Raw genomic sequence first — 23,261 nt, forward strand, 5'->3', positions numbered from 1 at the left:
CAAGAAAATAGCGCCGTCTAGCAATATCGCTAGACGGCGCTACAGAAGGCTATCGCTGCTTCAGGCAGAGCACGAAGTCGAGCGGGTTGAGCTCGCTGTCGAAGAAGTAGTGGAACTGGTAGCCCGCCACCGTCTTGCACTTGGCGTCGTAGTCGATCGTGCCGTCGAACCGGGCCAGCACCTCGAACGTCTTGGCCCCGCACTCCGCGATCTTGAGCTCGGGCTTGGCGTCGGTGCCCTCGTTGACCACGCACTGGCCGGCCTTGACAAAGCGGGCGTCGGTGGAGTTTTCCGGCGCCGGGCTTGGATCCTGCGAGCCATCCGCGCCGCCGCTCGGATCGGCCTGCTGTGAGGAGGTGGGCAGCGCGCCGCCGCCGGTCGGGTCGTCGTCGGCGCCGCCCAGCTTGACCACGGCCGCCACGCCACCCGCCACGACCAGCAGGGCCAACGCCACGACCACGAGGACCAGCGTGCGGTTGCCGCCCTTGCGCGGTGGCGCCGGCGGCACCGGCTGCCCCCACGCCGGGTCGGTCGCCGGGGCGTAGCCGGGCTGCTCGTACTGCCGGGTGGAACCGTAGCCCGGGCTCTGCTCGTAGCCCTGGTCGTAGCCACCCTGCTGGTAGCCGCCACCCTGCTGGTAACCGCCCTGGTCGTAGCCGCCCTGGTCGTATCCGGGGTAGCCGGCCGGGGACGCGGGACCGGCCGGTGGCGTCGACGAGGGCGTGCCGCCCCACGGGTCGGGCTGCCCGCCCCAGGGGTCGGACGGCTGCCCGTACGGCTCCTGCGGCTGCCTCCCCCAAGGCTCCTGCGGCGGGCCGGAATATGACCCGTAGTTAGACATGTGACAGCCCTCCCGAGACTGCGATGTTCCCGGTCACCGTAGCGTGGCGACCCCCTCGCCATACCTCCCGGAACCGCGCCAATCTCTCAGAGCAAGCGCAGCTGGCGGTCCTTGGGGCGGCGCGGGCCGGCGTCGCCGAGCCGCTCGAAAAGACCGCTGTCGATCGCTTCGAGGAACGGCGTCGGCCGGGTCTCCCGCTCGGTGCCGAAGCGGACGCGGCGGGAGGCGTGGCTGACGTACAGCCGGTCCTGCGCGCGGGTCAGGCCGACGAAGAAGAGCCGGCGCTCCTCGGCCAGCTCTTCCTCGGCCGGCGGTCTGCCGGGCAGCCGCAGCGGCAGCAGACCGTCTTCGCAGCCGACCAGGAACACGACCGGAAACTCCAGACCCTTCGCGGCGTGCAGGGTGAGCAGCGTGACGGCCTCGGCGCGCGGGTCGAGCGCGTCGACCTCCGCGCCGGTGGCCAGCTGCGACAGGAACAGCTCCAGGTCGTCGCCGCAGCGCTGGGCCAGCGGGGTGAGCACCTCGACGGCACCCCAGATGTCTTCCGGGCTGGTCGCCGACGGCGCGTCGAGCGTCGGCGCGGTGAAACGCTGGGCCAGCACCTGGCCGGCGAGCCGCACGCGGGCCGCGATCGAGCCGCCCAGCCCGCCGGCGTGCCGCAGCTCGCGGGCGATCGAGCCGACGCCGGCCCGGTCGCGCAACCTGTTGTGCGAGCGCTTCTGCACCGGGATGCCGGCGCGGGAGAGCGCCTCGACGACCGGGGCGGCCTGCGCGTCGGTCCGGTACAGCACCGCTATGTCGGAGAAGGAGATCGTGGAAGAGCGCCCGTCGATCCGCCCCGAGTCGAGCGAGCGGTGCGAGACGCCGCCGACCAGCTCGTCGACCGTGCGGCGGACGAAGTCGGCCTCCTCGACGGCCGAGCCGGCGGGGTACAGGCCGACGAGTGGCGCCTCCGGGTCGAGCCGGGCCGGGTCGAGCCGCCGCCCACTCACCAGCGTGGACGGCGCGATGGCCTGCACCGCGGCCGCGACGATGGGCGCGGCCGAGCGGTAGTTGCGGGTCAGCCGCACCAGCCGGGCGTCGGTGAAGTCCTGCGAGAAGCGCAGGAAGTACGCGACGTCGGCGCCGCGGAACGAGTAGATCGCCTGGTCCGGGTCACCGATCGCGCACAGGTTGCCGTCTGGCGGGCTGAGCAGGCGCAGCAGCTCGTACTGGGTGGCGTCGACGTCCTGGTACTCGTCTACGAAGATCCACCGCCACCGGGTCCGGTACTCCTCGACCAGCTCCGGATCGTCGCGCAGCAGCGTGACCGGCAGCTCGACGAGCTCGTCGAGGTCGACGAGGTTTTGCTGGCGGAGCACCTTGACGTACGCGTCGCGGTCGTCGCCCGCCTCGGCCTTCGCCTCCGCCCGCTGCGTGTCGTCGGCGACTCCGAAGCCCTCGCCGAGCCCGGCCGCCGACGCGTGCTCGCGCAGGATCGCGAGGCCCAGCGAGTGGAAGGTCGCCACCGTGACGTCTTCGGCGACCGGCCCGAGCAGCCCGTCGAGCCGCTCGCGCAGCTCCTCCGCCGCGCGCCGGGTGAACGTGATCGCCAGGCACTGCTCCGGGTAGACGTTCAGCTCGGCGCAGAGGTACGCGATGCGGTGGGTGAGCGTGCGGGTCTTGCCGGTGCCCGGCCCGGCCACGATCAGCAGCGGCCCGCCCGGCGCCGAGGCGGCCACCCGCTGTAGCGCGTCCAGCCGGTCGAGCAGGCCGGTGCCGACCTCCTCCATGCCGGAGAGCATCGGCTCGAACGGCTCGTGCGGCGAGGCCGGCGCCGCGATCGGCGGGGCGGGCGCCGCCACGGGCGGGGCGGCCTTCGCCTGGCGGGGAGCCTTCGGTGCCTCCGCCTTGCGTCGCGGCGCGGGCTCGGCCGGCCGCCGCTGCGCGGGCACGGGCATGTCGAAGAGCGTGTCCGCCTGATGGGCGTGACCGGCACGGGGGAGTTCGTCCGGCTGGAAGATGCTGATCACGCCGTACTCGCCGTCGTATCCCGAGACCCGCCGCACCTGCCCGCGGCGAAGGCGCCCGATGGCCTCGGCCAGCAGCTCGCCGCCGGCCTGCCCGATGTCGGCCAGCGGCGTGTGGGTGAGGATCCGCAGCTCCGGGCCGAGCGCCGCGACAAGCGTGTTGATCTGGCCGTCGACGGTCTTGGAGCGCGGCCCGACGCCGTTGATCTCGCCGACGATCTGCGGCAGCGAGAGCAGGTGGGTGACCTGCTTGGCACCCGGGCGGGCGTCGTCGCGGTCGGCGAGGTCTTCGACCCGGCTGAGCACGCCGACGGTCAGCGGCTTGCCACACTGCGGGCAGAGGCCGCCGGCGGCCCGGGTCTGGTCGGGCTGCCAGTTGACGCCGCAGACGCGGTGGCCGTCGGCGTGGTACTTGCCCTCCTCGGGGAAGAACTCGATCGTGCCGTGCAGCCCGTCGCCGGTGCGCAGCGCCTCGCGGATGCCGAAGTAGTCACGCGGCGCGGTCAGTACAGTCGCCTCGCGGGCCAGCGCCGGCGGCGAGTGGGCGTCCGAGTTGGACACGAGCTGGTAGCGGTCGAGGCTGGACACCCGCCAGTTCATCTCGGGATCGGAGGAGAGGCCGGTCTCCACCGCGAAGATGTGCTCGGCCAGGTCGGCGTAGCAGTCGGCGATCGCGTCGAAGCCCGACTTGCTGCCGAGCGCGGAAAACCACGGCGTCCAGATGTGTGCGGGCACCAGGAAGCCGTCGGGGCTCGCCTCCAGCGTGATCTCCAGCAGGTCGCGCGAGTCGAGGCCGAGGATCGGGCGCCCGTCCGCACCCAGGTTTCCGATCCGCCCGAGCGCGGTGTTGAAGCGGGCCACCGCGTCGAGGTCGGGCAGGTAGATCAGGTGGTGCACCTTACGGGTGCGGTCGTCGCGCTTGTAGATCGTGGAGATCTCGACGCTCAGCATGAAGCGCACCGGATCGGCCTCGGCCGCGCTGGCGAGGATCGGCGGCAGCTTGCGGGCGATCTCGCGCTCGGCCTCCGGGCTGAGCCGGTAGAGGCCCGGCTCGGCGGGGTGCAGCGTCTCACGCAGGTGGTCGTGCCAGGCCGGGTGGGTGAAGTCGCCGGTGCCCAGCACGCTGACGCCCTTGCGCCGCGCCCACCAGGCCAGGTTGGGAAGGTTGAGGTCGCGGCTGCATGCGCGGGAGTACTTCGAGTGGATGTGCAGGTCAACGACGTACGGATTGCTGCCGGTCGAGCTGTCCTGAGGTGCAACGCTGAACGGAGGCACGCCGCATAGTGCCATGCCCGCGTCGTCCGGCGCGTGTTGCCACGCGCGCGTGACGCCCACTGTGTCTCCGGGTTCGCTCGCTCGTGCGGCGCTGAAGGCGACGTCTTCCTCCGCCGCACCGAAACCCCCGACATCGTCGGAGGGGCGGCTGCGTCCAGACGCCGCCGCGCCAGCTCGCTCGCTCACTACTGGCTGTGCAGCTCGACGAGGGTGACCTGTGGGGGCGCGCCGACACGTACCGGCGGACCCCAGAAGCCGGCGCCGTTGGTCACGTACACCTTCGTGCCGTCGACCGTGCCCAGCCCGGAGACGATCGGCTGCTCGAGGCGGACCAGGAGGTGCCACGGCACCATCTGGCCGCCGTGGGTGTGGCCGGAGAGCTGGAGGTCGACGCCGTACTTCGCCGCGTTTTCCGCCTGCACCGGCTGGTGTGCCAGCAGCACGACCGGGCGGCTCGGGTCGCGCCCGTCGAACGTCTTGGGAAAGTCGGGCCCGTCTTCGTATTCTTCGCCCGCGATGTCGTTGACGCCGGCCAGGTCGAGGCCCTCGATCTCCAGCCGCTCGTTGCGCAGCGGGCGCAGACCGAGGCGGGCCACCTCGTCGACCCACTCCTGGTGCCCGGAGAAGTACTCGTGGTTGCCGGTGACGAAGTAGGTGCCGCGGCGCGAGCGCAGGCGCTCCAGCGGGGCGGCGGCCGCGCCCAGCTCCTCGACGCTGCCGTCGACGAGGTCGCCGACGACGGTCACCAGGTCGGCGTCCATTTCGTTGATCATGTTGACGATCCGCTCGGTGTGTCCGCGACCGCGCAGCGGGCCGAGGTGGATGTCGGAGACCAGCGCGATGCGCATGCCGTCCATCGTGCGCGGCAGCTTGGCCAGCGGGATCGACACGCGGTCGAGCTGGGGCGGGCCGAGTGCGCTGCGGATGCCGTACCCGGAGACGCCCGCGGCGGTGAGCCCGGCGAAGATGGCCGCCCCGCGGGCGAGGAGCAGCCGCCGATCGGGCTGGTGATCGGGAGCCGGCGGCTCCGCCGCCGGACCGCCGGCGCCGACCAGGGCCGGCACGGGGGCGGACGCCCGCCCGCGGCGCAGCCAGAGCTTGGCCACGAGCATCGGGATCTCCAGCACCACCAGCACGACGATCAGGTAGAACATGACCGCCAACCAGAGGTAGCCGGGCCAGGCCAGCCACCACTGCCCCATCCGGGTGCCGACCAGGGTGGCGGGCACGAGCACACCGAGCACGAGCGCGGCCACGCCGCCGGCCCGGCGCCAGCGGCCCGGTCGGGTGGTGTCGCGGATCAGGCGCTTCCACAGGTAGAAGTGGATCAGCCCGATCACGGCGAACGCGAACACCACGAACACGATCACGCCCACGCTCGGATCAGCCTCCGGCGAACGGGGGAAGGACGTCGACGGTCGCCCCGCCGGGCAGGGCGGACTGGCGGTCGTGGCAGGCGACGCCGTCGACCAGGAAACTCGCCGCCTTGAGCACGGTGCCGAGCCGCTCGCCGCGACGGGCCGACAGCTCGGCCGCCAGGTCGTCCAGGCAGAGGCCGGCCGGCGCGAAGTCTTCGGGCACGCCGGCCGCGGCCCGGGCGCCGGCGAAGTAACGCACCGTAATCGACTCGACCGCCATGTCAGCCGCCGATCGCGGACATCGGGCGGGCCGGCTGGAGGAACTTCGCGTCGTCGATGCCGTGTCCGGCCCGCTTGGCCCACATGGCCGCGCGCCAACGGTCGGCGATCTCCTCGTCGCCGGCACCCCCGCGCAGCGCGCCCCGCAGGTCGGACTCCTCCGTGGCGAAGAGGCAGTTGCGTACCTGGCCGTCGGCGGTCAGGCGGGTGCGGTCGCAGTCGCCGCAGAAGGGGCGGGTGACGCTGCCGATCACGCCGACCTTCGCCGGCTGGCCGCCGGGCGCGGTGAAGCCGTCGACAAGCCATGTCTCGGCGGGTGCGCCGCCGCGCTCGGCCGGGTCGGGCAGCAGCGTGAACTCCGCCTCCAGCGCGGCGAGGATCTCCGCGGCGGTGATCATGCGGGTGCGATCCCAGGCGTGCTGGGCGTCCAGCGGCATCTGCTCGATGAACCGCAGCTCGTAGCCCTCCGCCAGGGCGAACCGCAGCAGCGCCGGCGCCTCGTCCTCGTTGATGTCACGGAGGAGCACAGAGTTGATCTTGACAGGGGTGAGGCCCGCCGCCCGCGCGGCGGTGAGGCCGGCCAGCACGTCGGGCAGCCGCCGCCGGTGGGCCAGCCGCTCGAACCGCTCGCCGTCGAGCGTGTCGAGCGAGACGTTGACCCGGTCGAGGCCGGCCTCGCGCAGCGGCCGGGCCAGCTTGTCGAGGCCGATGCCGTTGGTGGTCAGCGACAGGCGCGGGCGCGGGCTCAGCTCGGCCACCGCCGTCACGATCTTGGTGAGGCCGGGCCGGATGAGCGGCTCACCGCCGGTGAAGCGGACCTCGTCGACGCCGAGCCGCTCGACCGCGACCCGGACCAGGCGGATCACCTCGTCGTCGGTGAGCACGGCCGAGTTGGGCAGCCAGGGCAGCCCTTCCACCGGCATGCAGTAGTTGCAGCGCAGGTTGCACCGGTCGGTGAGCGAGACCCGCAGGTCGGTCGCCACCCTTCCGAACCGGTCGACGAGCCCCGCGGTGGTCATCTCTTGACGTTACCGCGTCAAGCGCGCAGCGCCGCCTCGGCCGTTGCCCGAACAGCGGATCGGTACGCCCCGCCGAACAGCGCCGTGTGCACGAGCATCAGGTGCAGCTGGTGCACCGGCACGCGGGCCGGCCAGCCCTCCGCCAGTGGCCACTCCTCCTGGTACGCGGCGAGCACCCGGTCCAGGTGCGGCGCGCCCCCGAAAAGGGCGAGCTGGGCGAGGTCGGTCTCGCGGTGGCCGCCGTGTGCCGCGGGATCGACGAGCCAGGCCCGCCCGTCGGCCGCCCACAGCACGTTGCCCGGCCACAGGTCCCCGTGTACGCGCGCGGGCGGCTCGTTCCCGCCGTACCCGTCGATGCGCGAGACGACGTGCTCGACGAGGGCGACGTCGGGTGCGGAGAGCGCGCCGTTGTCGGCCGACATCCGCAGGTAGGGCACCAGCCGGCGCTCGGCGAACCAGCCCGGCCAGGGGCCGGGCGACGGCGTGTTGTCTGCGGGCAGCGCGCCGATGAAGCCCGGCCCCTCGGCCCCGAAGGCGCCGGCGCCGGCCCGGTGGGTGGCCGCCAGGTCGCGCCCGAGGCGCTCCGCCGCTCGCGGCGTCGCCGCGCCGGGCTCCACCCACTCCAGCGCGAGCAGCGTGGGCAGCGCGGCGATGACCTCCGGCACGGGCGCGCCGCCCGCATCGCGCAGCCACCGCAGCCCCGCGGCCTCCGTTTCGAAAAATCCATCTGGTACCGGCTGCGCGGCGCCACTCCACGACTTGGTGAACAGGGACGCGCCGTCGTCGAGCGTGAGCCGGGAGGCGGTGCAGATGCTGCCCCCTGGCACGGGCGTCTCCCGGATTCGCTGATGGGTCAGGAAGGCGGGGAGATGCTCGGGGTGCGCCCGGAGGTACGCGAGGTCCATGTCGACCACTCTTACCAAGTGGGTGTCGCCGTCGGCTTAACAGGGGTAAGCATGACGTCATGGCGGTGACGATCCGTTCGTACCGGCCCGGCGACCACAGCGCCGGCCGGCGGCTGTGGGTCGAGTTGACCGAGCGGCACCGGGCGCTCTACGACGACCCGGGCTTCGGTGGCGCCGACCCCGGCGCGGCGTTCGAGGACTACCTGACCAGGCTGGACCTGTCCGGCATGTGGGTCGCCGACCACGGCGAAGACGGCGTCGTCGGGCTGGTCGGCCTCATCATGAAGGGCCGGGCGGGCGAGGTCGAGCCGGTCGTGGTGACCGAGGCACACCGCGGCCAGGGCGTCGGCCGGGCGCTGCTCGGGCACGTCGCCGACGAAGCGCGGCGGCGTGGGCTGGCCTACCTGACGATCTCCCCCGAGTCGCGCAACGTGGACGCGATCCGCAGCCTGCACGCGGCCGGGTACGACGTGCTCTCCGCGCTCCAGTTGACGCTCGACCTCGGCCGGCGCGAGCACGCGTGGCGGCAGGACATCGACATTCACGAGCTCCGATTTAAGTCCTGACCTGCTCCACTACTGAGCGTGCCTGTGGATAACCCGGGTGTCGTCCACAGGGCCTTCTGATCTCATCCAGGCCAGCGCAAGCTGCCCACATGACACCGCTCGCCCTCCGCACACCAGCTGACCTGCTCGCCGCCATCCCGTTTCTGCTCGGCTTCCACCCGCGCGACAGCGTTGTCGTCGTGGGGCTCCGCGCCCGCCACGTGGTCTTCGCCGCCCGGGGTGACCTGGGCGAGCCGCCCGCCTTCGTGGAGTACGTGACGTCCGTCGTCATGCGGCAGGACGTCGACACCGCCGCCGTCGTCGGCTACGGCACCGACGAGCGGGCGCGCGAGCCCGTGCTGGCCATCCGCGCGGCGCTGGAGCGACACAGCGTCGGCGTGATCGACGCGTTGCGCGTGGCCGACGGGCGTTACTGGTCCTACGCGTGCCCCGGCGAGGGCTGCTGCCCGCCCGAGGGCACGGCATACGACCCCGTGGCCAGCCCCGTGGCCGCCGCGGCCACCCACGCCGGGCACGTGGCGCTCCCCGACCGCGACACGCTCGTGCGGCAGATCGCGCCGATCGGCGGTGCGACCCGCGAGTCGATGCGCCGGTTGACCGAGCGTGCCACCGCGCGGCTGAGCAGCATGCTTGCCACCTCGCCGCCGGGTGACCTGCTGGGCAGCCGGTCGCTGCGTCAGCTCGGCGCCGCCGCGGTGCGGGAGGCGATGCGCTGCCACCGCGAAGGCGGCCGCCTCAGCGACGACGAGGTCGCTTGGTTGACCGTGCTGCTCAAGCACCTGCCGGTCCGCGACTACGCGTGGGAGCGGGTGGGCGTCGACGAGTGGCACATCGAGCTGTGGGTCGACGTGCTGCGCCGGGCGGAGTCCCACCTCGTGCCGGCGCCGGCGTGCCTGCTCGCGTTCGCCGCCTGGCGGTCCGGGCAGGGCGCCCTCGCCGTCGCCGCGGTGGAGCGGGCCAGGGACGCCGATCCGGCCTACTCGATGGCCCGCCTCCTCGACGACGTGCTGCGCCGCGGCATCCCGCCGTCCGCTCTGGAGTCGTTTCCGATGCCGCCACACGCCCGGGTGGGCAGCCGCCGGCCGCGCCGCCGCCCGGCCAGGGCCTGATTGCAAAGTCCGCGCTGGGCTGGGTCCGGGCTCCGGCCCGCCCCGACAACCCTTTCGGATCAGGCCCCAGGTCTGACCCGGTGGTGACCCGTGTAGACGTTCATCGTCTCGCCGCGGAGAAAGCCGACGAGCGTCATGCCGGCCTCCGCGGCCAGGTCACCGGCGAGCGTGCTGGGCGCCGACACGGCGGCGAGCACCGGCAGGCCGGCCATCCACGCCTTCTGGGTCAGCTCAAAGCTGGCCCGGCCGGAGACCAGCAGCACGTGGCCGCGCAGTGGCAGTCGCTGCTCGCGCACCGCCCAGCCGACGACCTTGTCGACCGCGTTGTGCCGGCCCACGTCTTCGCGCAGCACCACGAGCTCTCCCGACGGGGTGAAGAGGCCCGCCGCGTGCAGCCCGCCGGTTCGTTCGAAGACCCGCTGGGCCGCACGCAGCCGGCCCGGCAGGGCGGCCAGCACCTGCGCGTCCACACCGACCGGGTCGCCGGCCACGTCAAATTGCGACCGGGTGCGGATGGCGTCGATGCTGGCCTTGCCGCACACACCGCAGGAGCTGGTGGTGTAGAAGTTGCGGGCCGGGTCGGTCTCCGGCGGCGGCACATGGCCGGCGAGCACCACGTCCACGACGTTGTACGTGTTCGGCGTGTCGGTGCCCGCGCAGAGCTGCGCGGTCACCACGTCGTCTGCCTGGCGGATCACACCCTCGGTGAGCAGAAACCCGATGGCCAGGTCAAGGTCGTCGCCCGGCGTGCGCATGGTCACCGCCAGCGGGCGCCGCGGCGCCGGCCCGGCCGGTCCGACCCGGATCTCCAGTGGCTCTTCGGCGGCGAGGGTGTCCCGCCGCTCCACGGTGCCCCGCCCGCTCGTGTCGATCGTAAGGACCGTGCGCCGGTCCGTTGCCCTGCCCATCTCCCCAATCTCCCCTGACTCCCCAATTCGTGCCACCCGTTCGCGAGCGACCCATCAGCGGCGGGTGCCCCCTCCGAAGCCCTGACAGAAGCCGGCCGAAAGCCGGGGGTTCATGAGGGAGGAAACCCGATGGGTTCGAGGAAAGGAACGGTGCGGCGGGTCTCGGTCACCGCGACCGCGCTGACCGCTGGCCTCGCAGGTGCGGCGCTGGCCGCGGTCGCCACCGGCATGGTCTCGATCGGCACGTGGATGCCGGGCGGTGGTGGCGACGACGCCCCGGCCGAGCTGGCCGGTTCGCGGAGCCGGGCGGGCGACGGATACGGCGATCGGGGTGACCTCTTCGTCGTCACCCAGGAGGGCCGGCTCCACCGGTTCGACAAGCTCGGCACCGGCCGGCAGGAGCTGAGCCTGGCCATCACCGGCCTGGCAGAAGGGGAAAAGCTCGTGGGTATCGACACCCGGCCAGCCAATGGCCAGCTCTACGCCGTGGGCAGCACCAGCCGGCTGTACGTGATCGACCCGGCCACCGGCGCCGCGGCGCCGGTCGGCACCCCGTTCACCACCGCGCTCTCCGGCAAGCGGTTCGGCGTCGACTTCAACCCGACCGTCGACCGGCTGCGCATCATCAGCGACACCGGGCAAAACCTGCGGATCGACCCCACCACGGGCGCGGTCGCGGGCGTCGACACGGCGCTGGCCAGCAAGGGCGTGACCGCTGCTGGATACACCAACAGCGTGGCGGGCGCGACGTCGACCGCGCTTTACGACATCGACAGCAGCAAGGACATCCTGGTGCTCCAGGGCACCAAGCCGGGCGTGATGCCGCCCGTCTCACCCAACACCGGCCAGCTCTTCCCGGTCGGCCGCCTCGGCGTCGACGTGCTCGGGCTCGACGGGTTCGACATCGTGGGCGCGGCCAAGGGTGACACGTTCGACGAGGCCGACTACACCGCGATCGCCGCCGTGCGGGTCAAGGGCGACGGCGACACCACCCGCCTGGTCCGCGTCGACCTGCGCACCGGCAAGGCGAGCCCGCGCGGCAAGCTGCCGAAGGGCGTCGTCGGCATCACCGCCTCGGCGGGTGGGCCCACCACCGTGTACGCCACGACGGCCCGCAACGACCTGGTCCGCTTCGACCGCGACTCGCTGAAGATCCGCTCGCAGCAGCCGATCACCGGGCTCGCCGCCGGCGAGAAGGTGCTCGGCATCGACGTGCGCCCGGCCAACGGCCAGCTCTACGCGCTCGGCAGCACCAACCAGATCTACACGGTCAACCCGCGCACGGCCGCCGCTACCGCGGTGGGCACGCCGTTCAGCCCCGCCGTGTTCGGCAACGCGGTCGGCTTCGACGTCAACCCGGTCGTCGACCGGCTGCGCGTGGTCACCTCGTCCGGGCAAAACCTGCGCCTCGTCCCCGACACGGGCGCGGTGGCGGGCGTCGACAAACCGCTCGTCTACGCCGCCGACGACCGCAACGCCAAGGCCAAGCCCAAGGTGGCGCACGCCGCGTACACCAATGGCTTCGTGGGCACCACCGCCACGACGCTGTACGACATCGACACGGGCATCGACGTGCTGACCGTGCAGGCCCCGCCAAATGACGGCGTGCTGCGTACGACCGGCAAGCTCACGCTCAACGTCGACTCGGCCGGCGGCTTCGACATCGCCGCCGACGGTGAGGCCATCGCGGCCCTGTCCCGCTCCGGCGGCAGCCGCATCTACGCGATCGACCTGGGGTCCGGCAAGGCCCGCCTGATCGGCAAGCTCGGCCGCGGCAGCACGCTCACCACCCTCGCGGTCGCCCCGCGCGGCGTCTAGGCACTACTCGCACAGACCGCCCCGGTCCTATTCGTGGGAGGGCCGGGGCGGGTGCGCGCCCCGCGGCATGCCGAATCTCGGCGTGGCGGTCGCGGGGCGGCTACGGTCTGGGTGTGCGGGGTTTCGCGGCGATCGTGTTGGCCGGGGGCGCTGGGCGGCGCCTGGGCGGGGCCGCCAAGCCCACGCTGACGGTCGCCGGCCGCAGCATGCTCGACCGTGTGCTGCGTGCCGTCCCCGACGCCGCGCCGGTGGTCGTGGTCGGCGCGACGCCGGCGGAGCCGCCCACGGGAGTCATCACCACGGTCGAAGACCCGCCCGGCTCGGGGCCGGTCGCCGCGACGGCCGCCGGGATCGCACTCCTCCCCCGCGACGCCGGCGACGTGGCCCTCCTCGCCGCCGACCTCCCCTTCCTGACCCGAGCCGCGGTCACCCGCCTCCGGCAGCGGCTCGCGGCGTCCACAGTGGATGGTGCGCTCTACGTGGACGGTGATGGCCGCCGCCAGCTGCTGTGCGGTGTCTGGCGCGCGCCTTCCCTGCTTGCGCCGATCGATCGCCTGGCCGCCGGGCGCGGGCTGGCCGGCGCCTCGATGCGGGCCCTCTTCGCCGGGCTGGATGTGGCTGAGGTCGCCTGGACCGAGCCCGGCCCGCCACCGTGGTTCGACTGCGACACCGACGAAGACCTGCGTCAAGCGGAGGAATGGGCCCGATGAACCTGAACGAGTGGACCGAGGCGGCCTGCGCCGAGCTCGGCCTGGAAGTGGCTGACGCCAACGTCAAGCTTGTGCTCGATTTGGCCCGCGACGTCGCGCACAACGTGGTGCGTCCGGGCGCGCCGGTCTCCGCCTACCTGCTGGGTCTGGCCGTGGGGCGCGGCGCCGATCCGGCGGACGCCGCCGCTCGCCTGACCGCGCTGGCCGAGCGCGCGGGCGCCGAGGCGTAGCGCCTCAGCACGACCCCCGGTAGGCCACCACCGCCTCGCGCGCGGCCTTCACCTTCTCGGTCTGCAACGGCTCGACAGCTTCGCCGGCGGAAACCTTCGCCGCGAGCTTTGCCTTGGCCTCACCCGCCGCGGCGACGACCGTCCGCAGGTCGTCGGCCAGCTCGGCCGGCATCCGCGCCTGGAGGAGCGTGCCGTGCAGCACCATCGAGTCGACGAGGCCGCTCAGATCCTTTCGCTCGTTGGCCGACTCTCCGTCGATCAGCGCGAGGATGCCCAGGTCGAACGCGGGCCCAGCGGCCGTGGCGAAGCCGTTGAGGTCTGCGCAGAACTCGACCTGTGCCTCGGCGTCACTCGCCGACGGAGAGGGCGCCGGTGGCGAACCTGTCGCGGACGCCGGGGGCGGCGAGGTGGGTGCCGGGTCGGCCGGGTCGTCACCGCAGGCGGCGGCCGCGATCCCGATCGCCATCAGGACCGCGGTCGTACGAACCAGCGCGGCTCTCATCGCGGCCAATGCTAGTGATGCGCCGCTACACCGGTTCGAGACGGATGATGATCTGCTTCGACGTGGGGGTGTTTGAGCCTTCCGCCGTCGAGTCGAGCGGGACCAGCACGTTTGCCTCAGGGAAGTACGCGGCGGCGCAGCCGCGGGCCGACGGGTACGCGACCGCGCGGAAGCCCTTCGCCCGCCGCTCCACGCCGTCTGTCCACTCGGAAACCATGTCGACCATGTCGCCGTCGGCAACGCCCAGCGCCGCCAGGTCTTCCGGGTTGACGAAGACCACGCGCCGCCCGGCGTGCACGCCGCGATAGCGGTCGTCCAGCCCGTAGATCGTGGTGTTGTACTGGTCATGGCTGCGCACCGTCTGGAGCAGCAGCCGGCCCTCGGGCACCCGGATCACCGACAGCGGCCCGGCGGTGAAGATCGCCTTCCCGCTGGGTGTCGGAAACTCCAGGCGATCGCGGGGCGGATGCGGCAGTGTGAAGCCGGCCCGGTCGGCGACCTTCGCCTCGAAGTCAGCGAAGCCCGGCACCACCGCCGCGATCACCGAGCGGATGGTGCGGTAGTCGGCCTCGTACTCGGCCCACGGCACCGGTGACTCGGGCATCAGCGCGCGGGCCAAGCGGGTGACGATCGCGACCTCGGAGAGCAGGTCGGGCGAGGCCGGGGCGAGGCGGCCGCGGGAGGCGTGCACCGACGACATGGAGTCTTCGACGGTGACGAACTGCTCGCCCGACTCCTGCCGGTCGCGCTCGGTGCGGCCGAGGCAGGGCAGGATGAGGCTCGTCGCGCCGGGCACGACGTGCGAGCGGTTGAGCTTGGTCGACACGTGCACGGTCAGCGCGCACGAGCGGAGCGCCGCCTCGGTCACGGCCGTGTCGGGCGTGGCGGACGCGAAGTTGCCGCCCAGGGCCATGAAGACCCGCACCCGACCGTCGCGCATGGCGCGGAGAGCATCGACCGTGTCGTACCCGCGGCGGGTCGGCATGGAGACGCCGAGCAGGTCGCCGGCGGCGGCCGACCACGACGGCGGCTCGTGCCAGATGCCCATGGTGCGGTCGCCCTGCACGTTGGAGTGGCCGCGCACCGGGCACAGGCCGGCGCCCGGCTTGCCGAGCATGCCACGCAGCAGCTGCACGTCGACGATCTCGCGGATGGTCGCCACCGCCTCGCGCTGCTGGGTCAAGCCCATCGCCCAGCACACGATCGTGGCGCCCGACGACGCGAACATGCGGGCCGCGGCCTCGATCTCCTTCCGTGCGAGGCCGGTCGCCGCGGCCACGTCAGCCCAGTCGAGCGTGCGAAGGACGGAGGTGTACGCCTCGAACCCGCTCGTGTAGCGGTCTACAAAGGACTGGTCGACCGCACCCCACTCGACAAGCAGCGCGGCGATCGCGCGGAAGAGCGCCTGGTCGCCGCCCACCTTGATCTGGAGGAAGCGGTCGGCCAGCGGGGTGCCCTTGCCCACCAGGCCACGAACCTTTTGCGGGTTGCGGAAGTGGATCAGCCCCGCCTCGGGCATCGGGTTGACGGCCAGGATCTTCGCGCCGCGGCGCTTGGCCTCTTCGAGCGCGGAGAGCATGCGCGGGTGGTTGGTGCCCGGGTTTTGGCCCACGACCACGATCAGCTCGGCGCGGTGGATGTCGTCGAGCGTCACCGAGCCCTTGCCGATACCGATCGTGCCGGTGAGCGCGACGCCGGACGACTCGTGGCACATGTTGGAGCAGTCGGGCATGTTGTTCGTGCCGTACGACCGGGCGAGCAGTTGGTAGAGGAACGCCGCCTCGTTGGAGGTGCGCCCGGAGGTGTAGAAGACCGCCTCGTCCGGCTCGACCGCGCGCAGGTGCCCGGCGGTCAACGCGAACGCCTCGTCCCACGAAATTGGCACGTAGTGGTCGGACCCTGGGCGGCGCACCACCGGCGTGGTGAGCCGCCCCTGCTGTCCCAACCAGTGGTCGGAACGCTCGGCCAGCTCGGAGATCGGGTGGGCGGCGAAGAACTCGGGTGTGATCCGCCGCAGCGTGGCCTCTTCGGCCACCGCCTTGGCGCCGTTTTCACAGAACTCGGTGTGAGAACGCGCACCCGGCGCCGGCTCCGGCCAGGCGCAGCCAGGGCAGTCGAAGCCGCTCGGCTGGTTGATGCGCAGCAGCGTGAGCGCGGTGCGGCGGACCCCCATCTGGGCCAACCCCGCGCTCAGCGCGTGTGTGACGCCCGGCAACCCGGCCGCTGTGCGCTTCGGTGTCTCGATCCGCAGGTCACGGTCGCCTGGATCGTCGCGCGGCGCCCCTTTCGCCATAGCTGCACAATAGCCCCGTAGCCCTTGAATGACCGGTGGTCAGTTCGCGCCCCAACCGCTCGGTAGGGTGTGGCTGACGGACGGAGGCGATCATGACCGAGGACCAGGGCAAAGCCGACGTAGCTGGCGGGCAGGCCCCGGAAACCATCCTGCTCGACGAGCCGACGACGGCCGACCTGCGCTCCAAGGTGACCGAGGCATGGCGGGAGTTCGCCACAGCGCTGGCGGCCACACTCGCGAAGCTGCCTATCGGTGCACACGTGGAGCTGACCCTCGACCCGACCGCGTCCGGCACCGGCGACGCCGTGTACTCGGTGAGCCTCACCGTGGAGGACGACGGCCGGATCAACGCGCTGGCTGTGGGCAACGCGAGCCTCCCGCCCGGGTTCCGGATGGACCGCGCGGCGGTCGCCGACCTCGTGGCGCTCGGCTGGTCGCCGCCCGGGGTGGTCGAGGGCTCGGGCGATCAGTTCGGGCTCCGCTCGACCACCGCCGAGGCCGTGCGGCTGGCCGCCACGATCTCCCGGACGCTCCGCGACGTGTACGGCGCGCCGCACCCCGCGTTCCTGGTCTATGTCGTGCACGACGCCGAAGACGAGCCGCTGCCGGTCGACCCGCTCGGCACCGCCCGTCCCGAGATGCTCCTCGACGACGACGAGGTCGAGCTGGCCGAGCGCGTCGTGCGCGGCGGCGAGTCCGACGACGTGCTCGAGCTGGACGAGCAGGTGCGCATGGTCGTCGCCGCGATGATGAAGAGCGCGCCCGACCAGCTCCAGGTCGACTCCGACGGCGACATCGGCATCCGCGCCGGCTCGGCGATGGTGTTCGTGCGGGTCCGCGACAACCCGCCGCTCGTCGACGTCTTCTCGCCCGTGCTCACCGAGGTGGAGCCGACCGAGCAGCTCTACGTCAAGCTCTCCGAGCTGACCAACCGCATGCCGATCGGCCGGCTCTACTGCACCAACGACACGGTGTGGGCGTCCATCCCGGTGTTTGGCCGCAACTTCCAGCCCACCCACCTGATGCTCGCCGTCCAGGTGATGACGGGCCTGGCCGACGAGCTCGACGATCGGCTGCACGGCGAGTTCGGCGGCAAGCGCTTCTTCGGCGAGGGCGACAAACCCGCCCACCGCGACGCGGACGACCACCGCACCGGCATGTACTTGTAGCTACTTCTTCCGGCGGTCGCGTTCCTCGTCTTCGGGGTCGGGCGCACGATCGCGCGCCTCCCTTGCCGGGAGGTGCGCGATCGCCCATCCAAGGCGCTGGTTGGCGGGGTCGCTCCCCAGTGGTGCCGCCATCAGTCGCTCCAGCTGAGCCAGGCTCGGGTGTCCAACGTGGACAAGTTGGTGGCCTTCAGACCGCTGTCCGACACCGTCCAGAGGTCGTCGCCGATCACCAGGGAGCGGCGGATCATGCCGATGCCGGGCTGGTCGGTCTTGGTCTCGTGCGAGACGGTGCCCACCTCGGTGATCGCGGTGTCGCCGACACGAAGCACCAGCGCGCCGTTGCTCCCGCGGTCTCGCTCCCACACCGACAGCGGCATCACCAGCAGCTTGTCCTCGGGCCAGTAGAGGAACGCGTGCGGGTCGTACTCGGCCTCGGAGTGCGCCGACTTCACGTGGTGCTGCGCCAGCCGCGAGGGACTGTCCAGGTTGGACACGTCGAAGAGCGACACCTGCGTGCCCTGTGCCTGCCCCTGCTCGGAGGCCTCCTGCCCGACGCCGATGACGCGGCCCGGCTCGGCCGGGTGCAGGTACGCGGAGTAGCCCGTGATCTTCAGCTCGCCCGCGACCCGCGGCTTGGCCGGGTCAGTGAGATCCACTGTGTACAGCGGATCGGTCTGGCGGAACGTCACGACGTACCCGGTCGTGCCGGCGAAGCGTACGGCGTAGATGCGCTCGCCCTTGCCCAGCCCGGTAATCTTGCCGGCTTCCGGCATCGCACCGCCGGCCAGGCGCAGCACGTACACGGTCGAGCTGGACCTTGGCGCGTCGCCCCACGTGCGACCGCTGGTGGTGGCCACGCGCAGGTGACCGTCCCATTCGGACATCGCGTACTGGTTGATCAGCCAGCCGCGCACCGAGCCGGAGCCGACGTACGCCGGCCGGCCGGACTTGGAGATGTCGAAGCGGTAGATCTCGGTGATCTCGTCTTCCGGCTTGGGCTCGCCGTTGCTGCGCTGGAGCCAGCCCATCACCCGCCACCGCTGGTCGTTGGCGACGTAGAGGTTGACGCCGTTGCTGTAGACGGTGTCGCCGTCGGCCACCACGCCGACCGGGTCACCGTCGCCGAGGCCGCTCGCGCCGAGCTCGAAGCTGAGCAGAGTGACCAGCGAGGTGCCCGAGTACGTGGCCGGGCGGGAGTAGCGGTCGCAGCCCAGCACGCCCTTGTCGGTGGTGCCGCCGGTCTTGACGGTGTATCGGGGGAACCAGTCGTCGGCGGTGGCCTTGTCGATGATCCGCTTGTTGGCGGCCACCTGCTGCTTTTCCGAGAGGCCCTCCCGGTACGGGAAGTCCAGGCGGGGCGAGGAGCGCACCACGACGCGGGCGGTCGCGCCGACCTGGCGCGCGTCCACGAGGCTGCCGGCCACTTCGTACTCGCTGATCTTCTTCGGCGCGCCGGAGATGTCGAGGAGGATGACCCGCGTGCTGGCGATACCGGCCGGCCGGGCGGAGTCTTCGGCGGCGGTGTACCAGCCGCCGCGGATCAGCACCAGCGCGCGGTCGCCGTGCAGCAGCAGTGAGCCCTCGCCCCAGCGGACCGGGTCGTCGTCGCCGGTGGCGAGGTCGAGCTTGCCGGTGAGCTTGTGCGAGCCCGCGTCGACGACCCGCACCACGCCCTGCTGGATCGTCAGGATCCGCCGGCCGTCGGTCTTGACCAGGTCGGGCTCGTCGACGCCGGCCTCGTGCGTGTTGGTGCCCGAGTAGCTCGGCGCCTGCTTCGCGCTGGAGCCGGCGGCGGAGTCCTCCGCGGCACCGGCCGCCGAACGCGCGCCCCCCTCCGCGAACGGCATCCCGCCGCCGAGGCCCCACGGCCCGACGTACTCCTTGGCCGCCTTCTTCATCAAGGCGAGCCCTTCGGCGCAGGAGTCGAACGCGACGAGTTTGAACTGCCCGGCGGGCACGGCGGGATCGTGCCGTGCCGGCGGGCTGGGCGGCTCCGGCGAAGACGTACACCCGGCGAGGGCGACCAGCAGGGCGAGCGGCGCGCCCGCGGCGACCGCGAGTCTCGGTGTCATGCGGGCTTGGACGCCGCGTAGGCGGCAGTCGTTCCCGGTGGGATCAGGTCGGTGCCGCCACCACCGTCGGGGAGTCGACGAGCCGGGAAAGCACGATCGTGCTGCGCGTCGAGGTGACGAACGTCTGCGCGCGCAGCCGTTCCAGGGCGTTTTCGAGGTGCGCGATGTCCGCCGCCCGCAGGTGCACGAGGGCGTCCGCCTCGCCGGAGACGGTGTACGCGCCGATGACCTCGGGCAGGCGCCGCACGGCGACCGCGATCTGCGCCGGCGTGGTGCGCCCCGCGCAGAAGAGCTCGACGAACGCCTCGGTGGTCCAGCCGACCGCGGCCGGGTCGATGACGGCCGTGAATCCCCGGATCACCCCGGCTGCGCGCAGCCGGTCGACCCGTCGCTTCACGGCTGGGGCGGAGAGGGAAACGCGGGCGCCGATGTCCGCATACGAAGCGCGTGCGTCGGCGACCAGGGACGCAATGATTCGCTGGTCTACGTCGTCGATCTGCAATGCTTCGCCTCTCCGACGCAAGATTTCCGGCTGTCTTCGCACATGCAGCGTACCTACTCTTTGTGCGTGAGCCAGCAGCGCATGCCGCGAAACCGGACATATCTCATGTGCCCGCCAGAGCACTACGAGGTGGCGTACGCGATCAACCCGTGGATGGACACCACCACGCCCGTCGACACCGAGCTCGCGCTCAAGCAGTGGGAGCGGCTCCGGGAGACCCTGACCGGCCTCGGGCACGCGGTGCACGTGCTCGCGCCCGAGCCATACCTGCCCGACATGGTGTACGCGGCCAACGGTGCGTTCACCGTCGACGGTGTCGCCTACGGGGCCCGCTTCAAGTACGCCCAGCGCACCGCCGAGGCGTCCGCGCACCGGGCGTTCTACGAGGCTGGCGGCTGGGAGTTCCGTGCGCCCACGCGGACCAACGAGGGCGAGGGCGACTTCGCGTATCTGCCGGCGGCGTACGGCGGCCTGATCCTGGCCGGGTACGGCTTCCGCACCGAGCCGGACGCGCATGCCGAGGCGCAGGACGTCCTCGGCCGGCCGGTGGTCTCGCTGCGGCTCGTCGACCCGCGTTTCTACCACCTCGACACCGCGCTCGCGGCGCTCGACGACCGCCGGGTCACGTACTACCCGGGCGCGTTCTCGACGGCCTCCCAGCGCGTGCTGCGCCAGCTCTTCCCGGACGCCCTGCTGGCCGACGAGGCGGACGCGTACGCGTTCGGGCTCAACCTGGTCAGCGACGGCCGCAACGTCGTGCTCAACAGCGAGGCCACCGGGATGGCCCGCAAGGTCGAGGCGGCCGGTTACACGCCGGTGCTCGTCGAGCTCTCCGAGCTGAAGAAGGGCGGCGGCAGCGTCAAGTGCTGCGTCGCCGAGCTACGCCCCTGACGAAAGAGACGGATCAGCCCAGGGTCGCGAGCTCGCTCAGCAGCACATTGGACAGCACCTGGCCGTCCGGGCGCACCTCGCGCAGATACCACCTCTGCTGCGGCCTGCGCGGCTGGTTGAACTGCCAGGTGCCGCGCGGGCTGTCGATCTGGCCCACCCGGCCGAGCATCAGGTTGACCTGCTGCGCGGTCGGGCGCCCGCCACACAAGCGGATGGCCCGGTCGAGCACCTGTGCCGCGTCGTAGGACGCCATCGCCGACGCCGAGGGCAGCAGGTCGTGCTCGCGCTGGTACGCGGTGGCGAAGAGGCGGTTGGCCTCGTTGTTGAGGTCGGCCGAGTAGTTCATGGCGGTGAAGATGCCCTTGGCCTCGTCACCCATGTCTTCGAGCGCGCTGCCCTCGGTGAAGCCGCCGGGCGCGTAGATCGTCGCCTTGAGACCTTCGGAGTGGTACTGCTTCACGAACTCGACCGCGGCCGGACCGGAGTAGAAGGCGTACAGGACGTCGGCGCCGCTCGACTTCAACTGCCCCAGCGTGGGACGGAAGAAGTCTTTGTTGGGCGCGATCGTGGGCGCTGTCCAGAACGTCTCGATCGGCTGCTTGTCGGCCCCGAAGGCCTGGCGGAACTTGTCGACCGCGTCGCGGCCGGTGTCGTCGGTGGGCGCGACGACGGCGACCTTCTGGCTGCTCGACACGACGCCGGTCAGGTAGCTGCCGAGTGCCAGGCTGGGCTCGTTGTCGACGAACGAGGCGGACCAGATGTAGAGCACGCCCTCCAGGCTCCCGGGCACGCCGTTGGTGGCGATGAGGGGCACCTTGGCGTTTTCGATCGTGTCGCGCAGGCCGGAGAGCGAGGCCGAGTTGGCCACGCCGGTGAGCGCGAGCACGCCCTGCCCGAGGAGGGACTCGACGGCGCCCTTCGCGGACTTGGCGTCAGCGCCCTCGTCGGCCGTCACCAGCTGCACGGGATGTCCACCGAGTCGGTTCTGGTTGAGCTGGAGGTACAGCTGGAAGCCGTTGACGAGGTCGTCGCCGACCACCTTCAGCGGGCCGGTCTGCGGCGCCACGAGTCCGATCCGGACCGGGTCGTCGCTGAGCTGCGGCTCGTTGTCGGCAGCGTCGTCCGAGGCGCACGCGGCGGCGACTCCGGCGGCGCCGAGGGCCGCGAAGAGTTTCAGCGCCTGCCGGCGGTCTATCTGGGGCACGGTCAGCCTTTCCCATGGTCGGGGGCCGGATCGCGGCCCACCCGGCTGTCTACCTGGTTCGCGACGCTGCGTCAATGAAGCTTTATTAACTTGGCCCGCTGCCGCCTTATGGGTGCAGGGACATCAGCGCGTTCTTCACCACAGGCCAGGCGGTGGAATGCGGGTCGATAAGGGCGAAATGCTCCGCTTCGGGTAGCTCGATGAGCGTGACTTCGCCACCTTCGGCGCGTGCGGTCGCCGTGTACTTGCGGCTGATTTCCACCGGGACGTGCCGGTCCCGGGCGCCGTGAACGATCACACTCCGTACAGCCGGAGGTGTGCGAGCGGAGGGGTCGGCCTCCGCGTACCGGTCCGGGACGTCGCCCGGCCCACCGCCGAGGAGCGCGGCCACCGCCCCGCGGTCGAGGTCGAGCCGGTGCGCCTCGGCGAGGTCGGCGACCGGTGCGAGGGCCACGATCCCGAGCACGGGCGCGGGACCGGCCAGCGCGTACCAGATCGCGAGGTGGCCGCCAGCCGAGTGGCCGAGCAGCAGCGGGGGCGCCCAACCCAGGCCCATCAGCTGCGGGATCGCCGTGACTCCGGCCACAACATCGGCGAACGTGCCGGGCCAGCCGCCACCCGGCTGCCCGGTCCGGCGGTACTCGAGCTGTGCCACGGGGTAGCCGGAGGCGGCCAGGTCGGCGGCGAGCGGCGCGGTGTGTGATCGATCCCACTCCGCCCGCCAGAAGCCACCGTGCACCACGATCACCAGGGGCCGCGTCGGAGAGCCGGCCGGCGGCAGCCGCACATCGGCGATCTGGTCGGGGTGGTCGCCGTACCGCACGGTGGCGTCCGGCGGCGGGGTCGGGCGGTGGAGAACGCCACGGGGGTCGCTGGACATGGGCAGACGCTATCCCGACGCGGTATTGCTCAGTTGCCCCCACCGGTGCCCACCCGCACCCGCCTCTGCGCGAAGATGGACGGCATGCCCGAAGCACCCCGTACCCCGGAAGAGCCTGGCCCCGGGCCGGGCACCGTCGTGGTGGTCGGTCCGGACGGACGTCCGGTCGGCACCGTCGATACCGACGCGCAAGCCGACGGTGAGGATCCGTCGCGCCTGATCGAGCAGCCCGCCAAGGTCATGCGCATCGGCAGCATGATCAAGCAGCTCCTCGAAGAGGTGAGGTCGGCGCCGCTCGACGAGGCCAGCCGGAGCCGGCTTCGCGAGATTCACAGGCGCTCCATCACCGAGCTCGAAGACGGCCTCGCTCCCGAGCTGCGCGAGGAGCTGGAGCGGCTGTCGCTGCCCTTCGAAGAGGGCGCGACGCCCAGCGAGGGCGAGCTGCGGGTCGCCCAGGCCCAGCTGGTCGGCTGGCTGGAGGGCCTCTTCCACGGCATCCAGGCCGCGCTGGTGGCCCAGCAGATGGCCGCCCGCCTCCAGCTGGAGCAGATGCGCGGCGGCGGTCGTCCCGCGCTGCCGGCAGTGCCCGGCGGGCTCATGCCCGGCATGCCCGGCACCCAGCAGCCCCAGCAAGGCGAGGGCGGCGGCCGCACCGGCCAATACCTCTAGAGACCTTTCGAGATGTGAGCTACCGCGACGTCCGCCGTGGTCCAGACCGTTG

At 72.1% G+C, this 23,261-nt stretch carries 21 protein-coding genes; 8 read left to right on the forward strand and 13 right to left on the reverse strand.

The features are described 5' to 3' along the window. Positions 1–49: 49 nt before the first annotated feature. The 6 genes from AC5L36_RS01600 to AC5L36_RS01625 all read right to left on the reverse strand — a co-directional run bounded on the left by AC5L36_RS01600 (position 50) and on the right by AC5L36_RS01625 (position 7,686). Positions 50–841 carry an LppU/SCO3897 family protein gene (locus AC5L36_RS01600; protein ID WP_441215988.1) on the reverse strand — a complete coding sequence of 264 codons (792 nt, stop codon included), beginning with the start codon at positions 839–841 and terminating at the stop codon, positions 50–52. An 86-nt stretch (positions 842–927) separates the two neighbouring features. Continuing rightward, positions 928–4,125, reverse strand: coding sequence for a UvrD-helicase domain-containing protein (locus tag AC5L36_RS01605; RefSeq protein WP_441216311.1), 3,198 nt, complete (start codon positions 4,123–4,125; stop codon positions 928–930). A gap of 185 nt (positions 4,126–4,310) precedes the next feature. Then, positions 4,311–5,501, reverse strand: a complete 1,191-nt coding sequence (locus AC5L36_RS01610; RefSeq protein ID WP_441215987.1) for a metallophosphoesterase — start codon at positions 5,499–5,501, stop codon at positions 4,311–4,313. 7 nt (positions 5,502–5,508) lie between these two features. After that, positions 5,509–5,763: a MoaD/ThiS family protein gene (locus AC5L36_RS01615; protein ID WP_441215986.1), complete on the reverse strand. Its 255-nt coding sequence runs from the start codon at positions 5,761–5,763 to the stop codon at positions 5,509–5,511. 1 nt (position 5,764) lies between these two features. Continuing rightward, entirely contained in the window at positions 5,765–6,781 is a 1,017-nt protein-coding gene (gene moaA / locus AC5L36_RS01620; RefSeq protein ID WP_441215985.1) for a GTP 3',8-cyclase MoaA, read from the reverse strand. Between the two features lie 17 nt (positions 6,782–6,798). Further along, a complete protein-coding gene (locus AC5L36_RS01625) occupies positions 6,799–7,686 on the reverse strand; it encodes a fructosamine kinase family protein (protein ID WP_441215984.1) in 888 nt (295 codons plus the stop codon). Between the two features lie 59 nt (positions 7,687–7,745). Between AC5L36_RS01625 and AC5L36_RS01630 the strand changes: the two genes are divergently transcribed. Further along, on the forward strand, positions 7,746–8,252 hold the full coding sequence (locus tag AC5L36_RS01630; protein ID WP_441215983.1) for a GNAT family N-acetyltransferase: 507 nt from the start codon (positions 7,746–7,748) through the stop codon (positions 8,250–8,252). 89 nt (positions 8,253–8,341) lie between these two features. After that, a complete protein-coding gene (locus AC5L36_RS01635; RefSeq protein WP_441215982.1) occupies positions 8,342–9,361 on the forward strand; it encodes a DUF4192 domain-containing protein in 1,020 nt (339 codons plus the stop codon). Positions 9,362–9,420: 59 nt separating this feature from the next. On the opposite strand, the gene fdhD is transcribed toward AC5L36_RS01635, so the two are convergent. After that, positions 9,421–10,269, reverse strand: coding sequence for a formate dehydrogenase accessory sulfurtransferase FdhD (fdhD, locus tag AC5L36_RS01640; protein ID WP_441215981.1), 849 nt, complete (start codon positions 10,267–10,269; stop codon positions 9,421–9,423). 129 nt (positions 10,270–10,398) lie between these two features. Here fdhD and AC5L36_RS01645 point away from each other — a divergent pair, with 129 nt between their 5' ends. The 3 genes from AC5L36_RS01645 (at position 10,399) to AC5L36_RS01655 (ending at position 13,027) form a co-directional block, all read left to right on the forward strand. Further along, positions 10,399–12,087 (forward strand): DUF4394 domain-containing protein, encoded by a 1,689-nt coding sequence (locus AC5L36_RS01645; protein WP_441215980.1) that lies wholly within the window; start codon positions 10,399–10,401, stop codon positions 12,085–12,087. A gap of 113 nt (positions 12,088–12,200) precedes the next feature. Next, a complete protein-coding gene (mobA, locus tag AC5L36_RS01650; RefSeq protein WP_441215979.1) occupies positions 12,201–12,797 on the forward strand; it encodes a molybdenum cofactor guanylyltransferase in 597 nt (198 codons plus the stop codon). Next, the gene (locus tag AC5L36_RS01655) at positions 12,794–13,027 is read left to right on the forward strand and encodes a DUF6457 domain-containing protein (protein ID WP_441215978.1); all 234 of its coding nucleotides are present in this window, start codon (positions 12,794–12,796) and stop codon (positions 13,025–13,027) included. The genes mobA and AC5L36_RS01655 overlap by 4 nt, the downstream gene beginning before the upstream one ends. Positions 13,028–13,031: 4 nt before the next feature. On the opposite strand, the gene AC5L36_RS01660 is transcribed toward AC5L36_RS01655, so the two are convergent. Together AC5L36_RS01660 and AC5L36_RS01665 are read right to left on the reverse strand one after the other, a co-directional pair. Then, positions 13,032–13,529: a hypothetical protein gene (locus AC5L36_RS01660; RefSeq protein WP_441215977.1), complete on the reverse strand. Its 498-nt coding sequence runs from the start codon at positions 13,527–13,529 to the stop codon at positions 13,032–13,034. A 25-nt stretch (positions 13,530–13,554) separates the two neighbouring features. Continuing rightward, positions 13,555–15,822, reverse strand: a complete 2,268-nt coding sequence (locus tag AC5L36_RS01665) for an FdhF/YdeP family oxidoreductase (protein ID WP_441215976.1) — start codon at positions 15,820–15,822, stop codon at positions 13,555–13,557. A 92-nt stretch (positions 15,823–15,914) separates the two neighbouring features. On the opposite strand from AC5L36_RS01665, the gene AC5L36_RS01670 reads away from it, so the two are divergent. Continuing rightward, positions 15,915–16,991, forward strand: a complete 1,077-nt coding sequence (locus AC5L36_RS01670; protein ID WP_441215975.1) for a T3SS (YopN, CesT) and YbjN peptide-binding chaperone 1 — start codon at positions 15,915–15,917, stop codon at positions 16,989–16,991. 131 nt (positions 16,992–17,122) lie between these two features. On the opposite strand, the gene AC5L36_RS01675 is transcribed toward AC5L36_RS01670, so the two are convergent. Beyond that, a complete protein-coding gene (locus AC5L36_RS01675) occupies positions 17,123–19,063 on the reverse strand; it encodes a beta-propeller domain-containing protein (RefSeq protein ID WP_441215974.1) in 1,941 nt (646 codons plus the stop codon). A gap of 43 nt (positions 19,064–19,106) precedes the next feature. Further along, positions 19,107–19,565, reverse strand: coding sequence for an Lrp/AsnC family transcriptional regulator (locus tag AC5L36_RS01680; RefSeq protein ID WP_441215973.1), 459 nt, complete (start codon positions 19,563–19,565; stop codon positions 19,107–19,109). Between the two features lie 42 nt (positions 19,566–19,607). On the opposite strand from AC5L36_RS01680, the gene ddaH reads away from it, so the two are divergent. Next, positions 19,608–20,456, forward strand: coding sequence for a dimethylargininase (gene ddaH, locus AC5L36_RS01685; protein ID WP_494907276.1), 849 nt, complete (start codon positions 19,608–19,610; stop codon positions 20,454–20,456). 13 nt (positions 20,457–20,469) lie between these two features. Here ddaH and AC5L36_RS01690 read toward each other — a convergent pair whose 3' ends face one another. Then, complete coding sequence (locus AC5L36_RS01690; RefSeq protein ID WP_441215971.1) at positions 20,470–21,660, reverse strand: ABC transporter substrate-binding protein; 1,191 nt, start codon at positions 21,658–21,660, stop codon at positions 20,470–20,472. Between the two features lie 106 nt (positions 21,661–21,766). Continuing rightward, positions 21,767–22,540, reverse strand: a complete 774-nt coding sequence (locus tag AC5L36_RS01695; RefSeq protein WP_441215970.1) for an alpha/beta hydrolase family protein — start codon at positions 22,538–22,540, stop codon at positions 21,767–21,769. 84 nt (positions 22,541–22,624) lie between these two features. Here AC5L36_RS01695 and AC5L36_RS01700 point away from each other — a divergent pair, with 84 nt between their 5' ends. After that, on the forward strand, positions 22,625–23,209 hold the full coding sequence (locus AC5L36_RS01700; RefSeq protein WP_441215969.1) for a bacterial proteasome activator family protein: 585 nt from the start codon (positions 22,625–22,627) through the stop codon (positions 23,207–23,209). The last annotated feature ends 52 nt before the right edge of the window (positions 23,210–23,261 follow it).

The organism is Phytohabitans sp. LZ39, assembly GCF_059359075.1.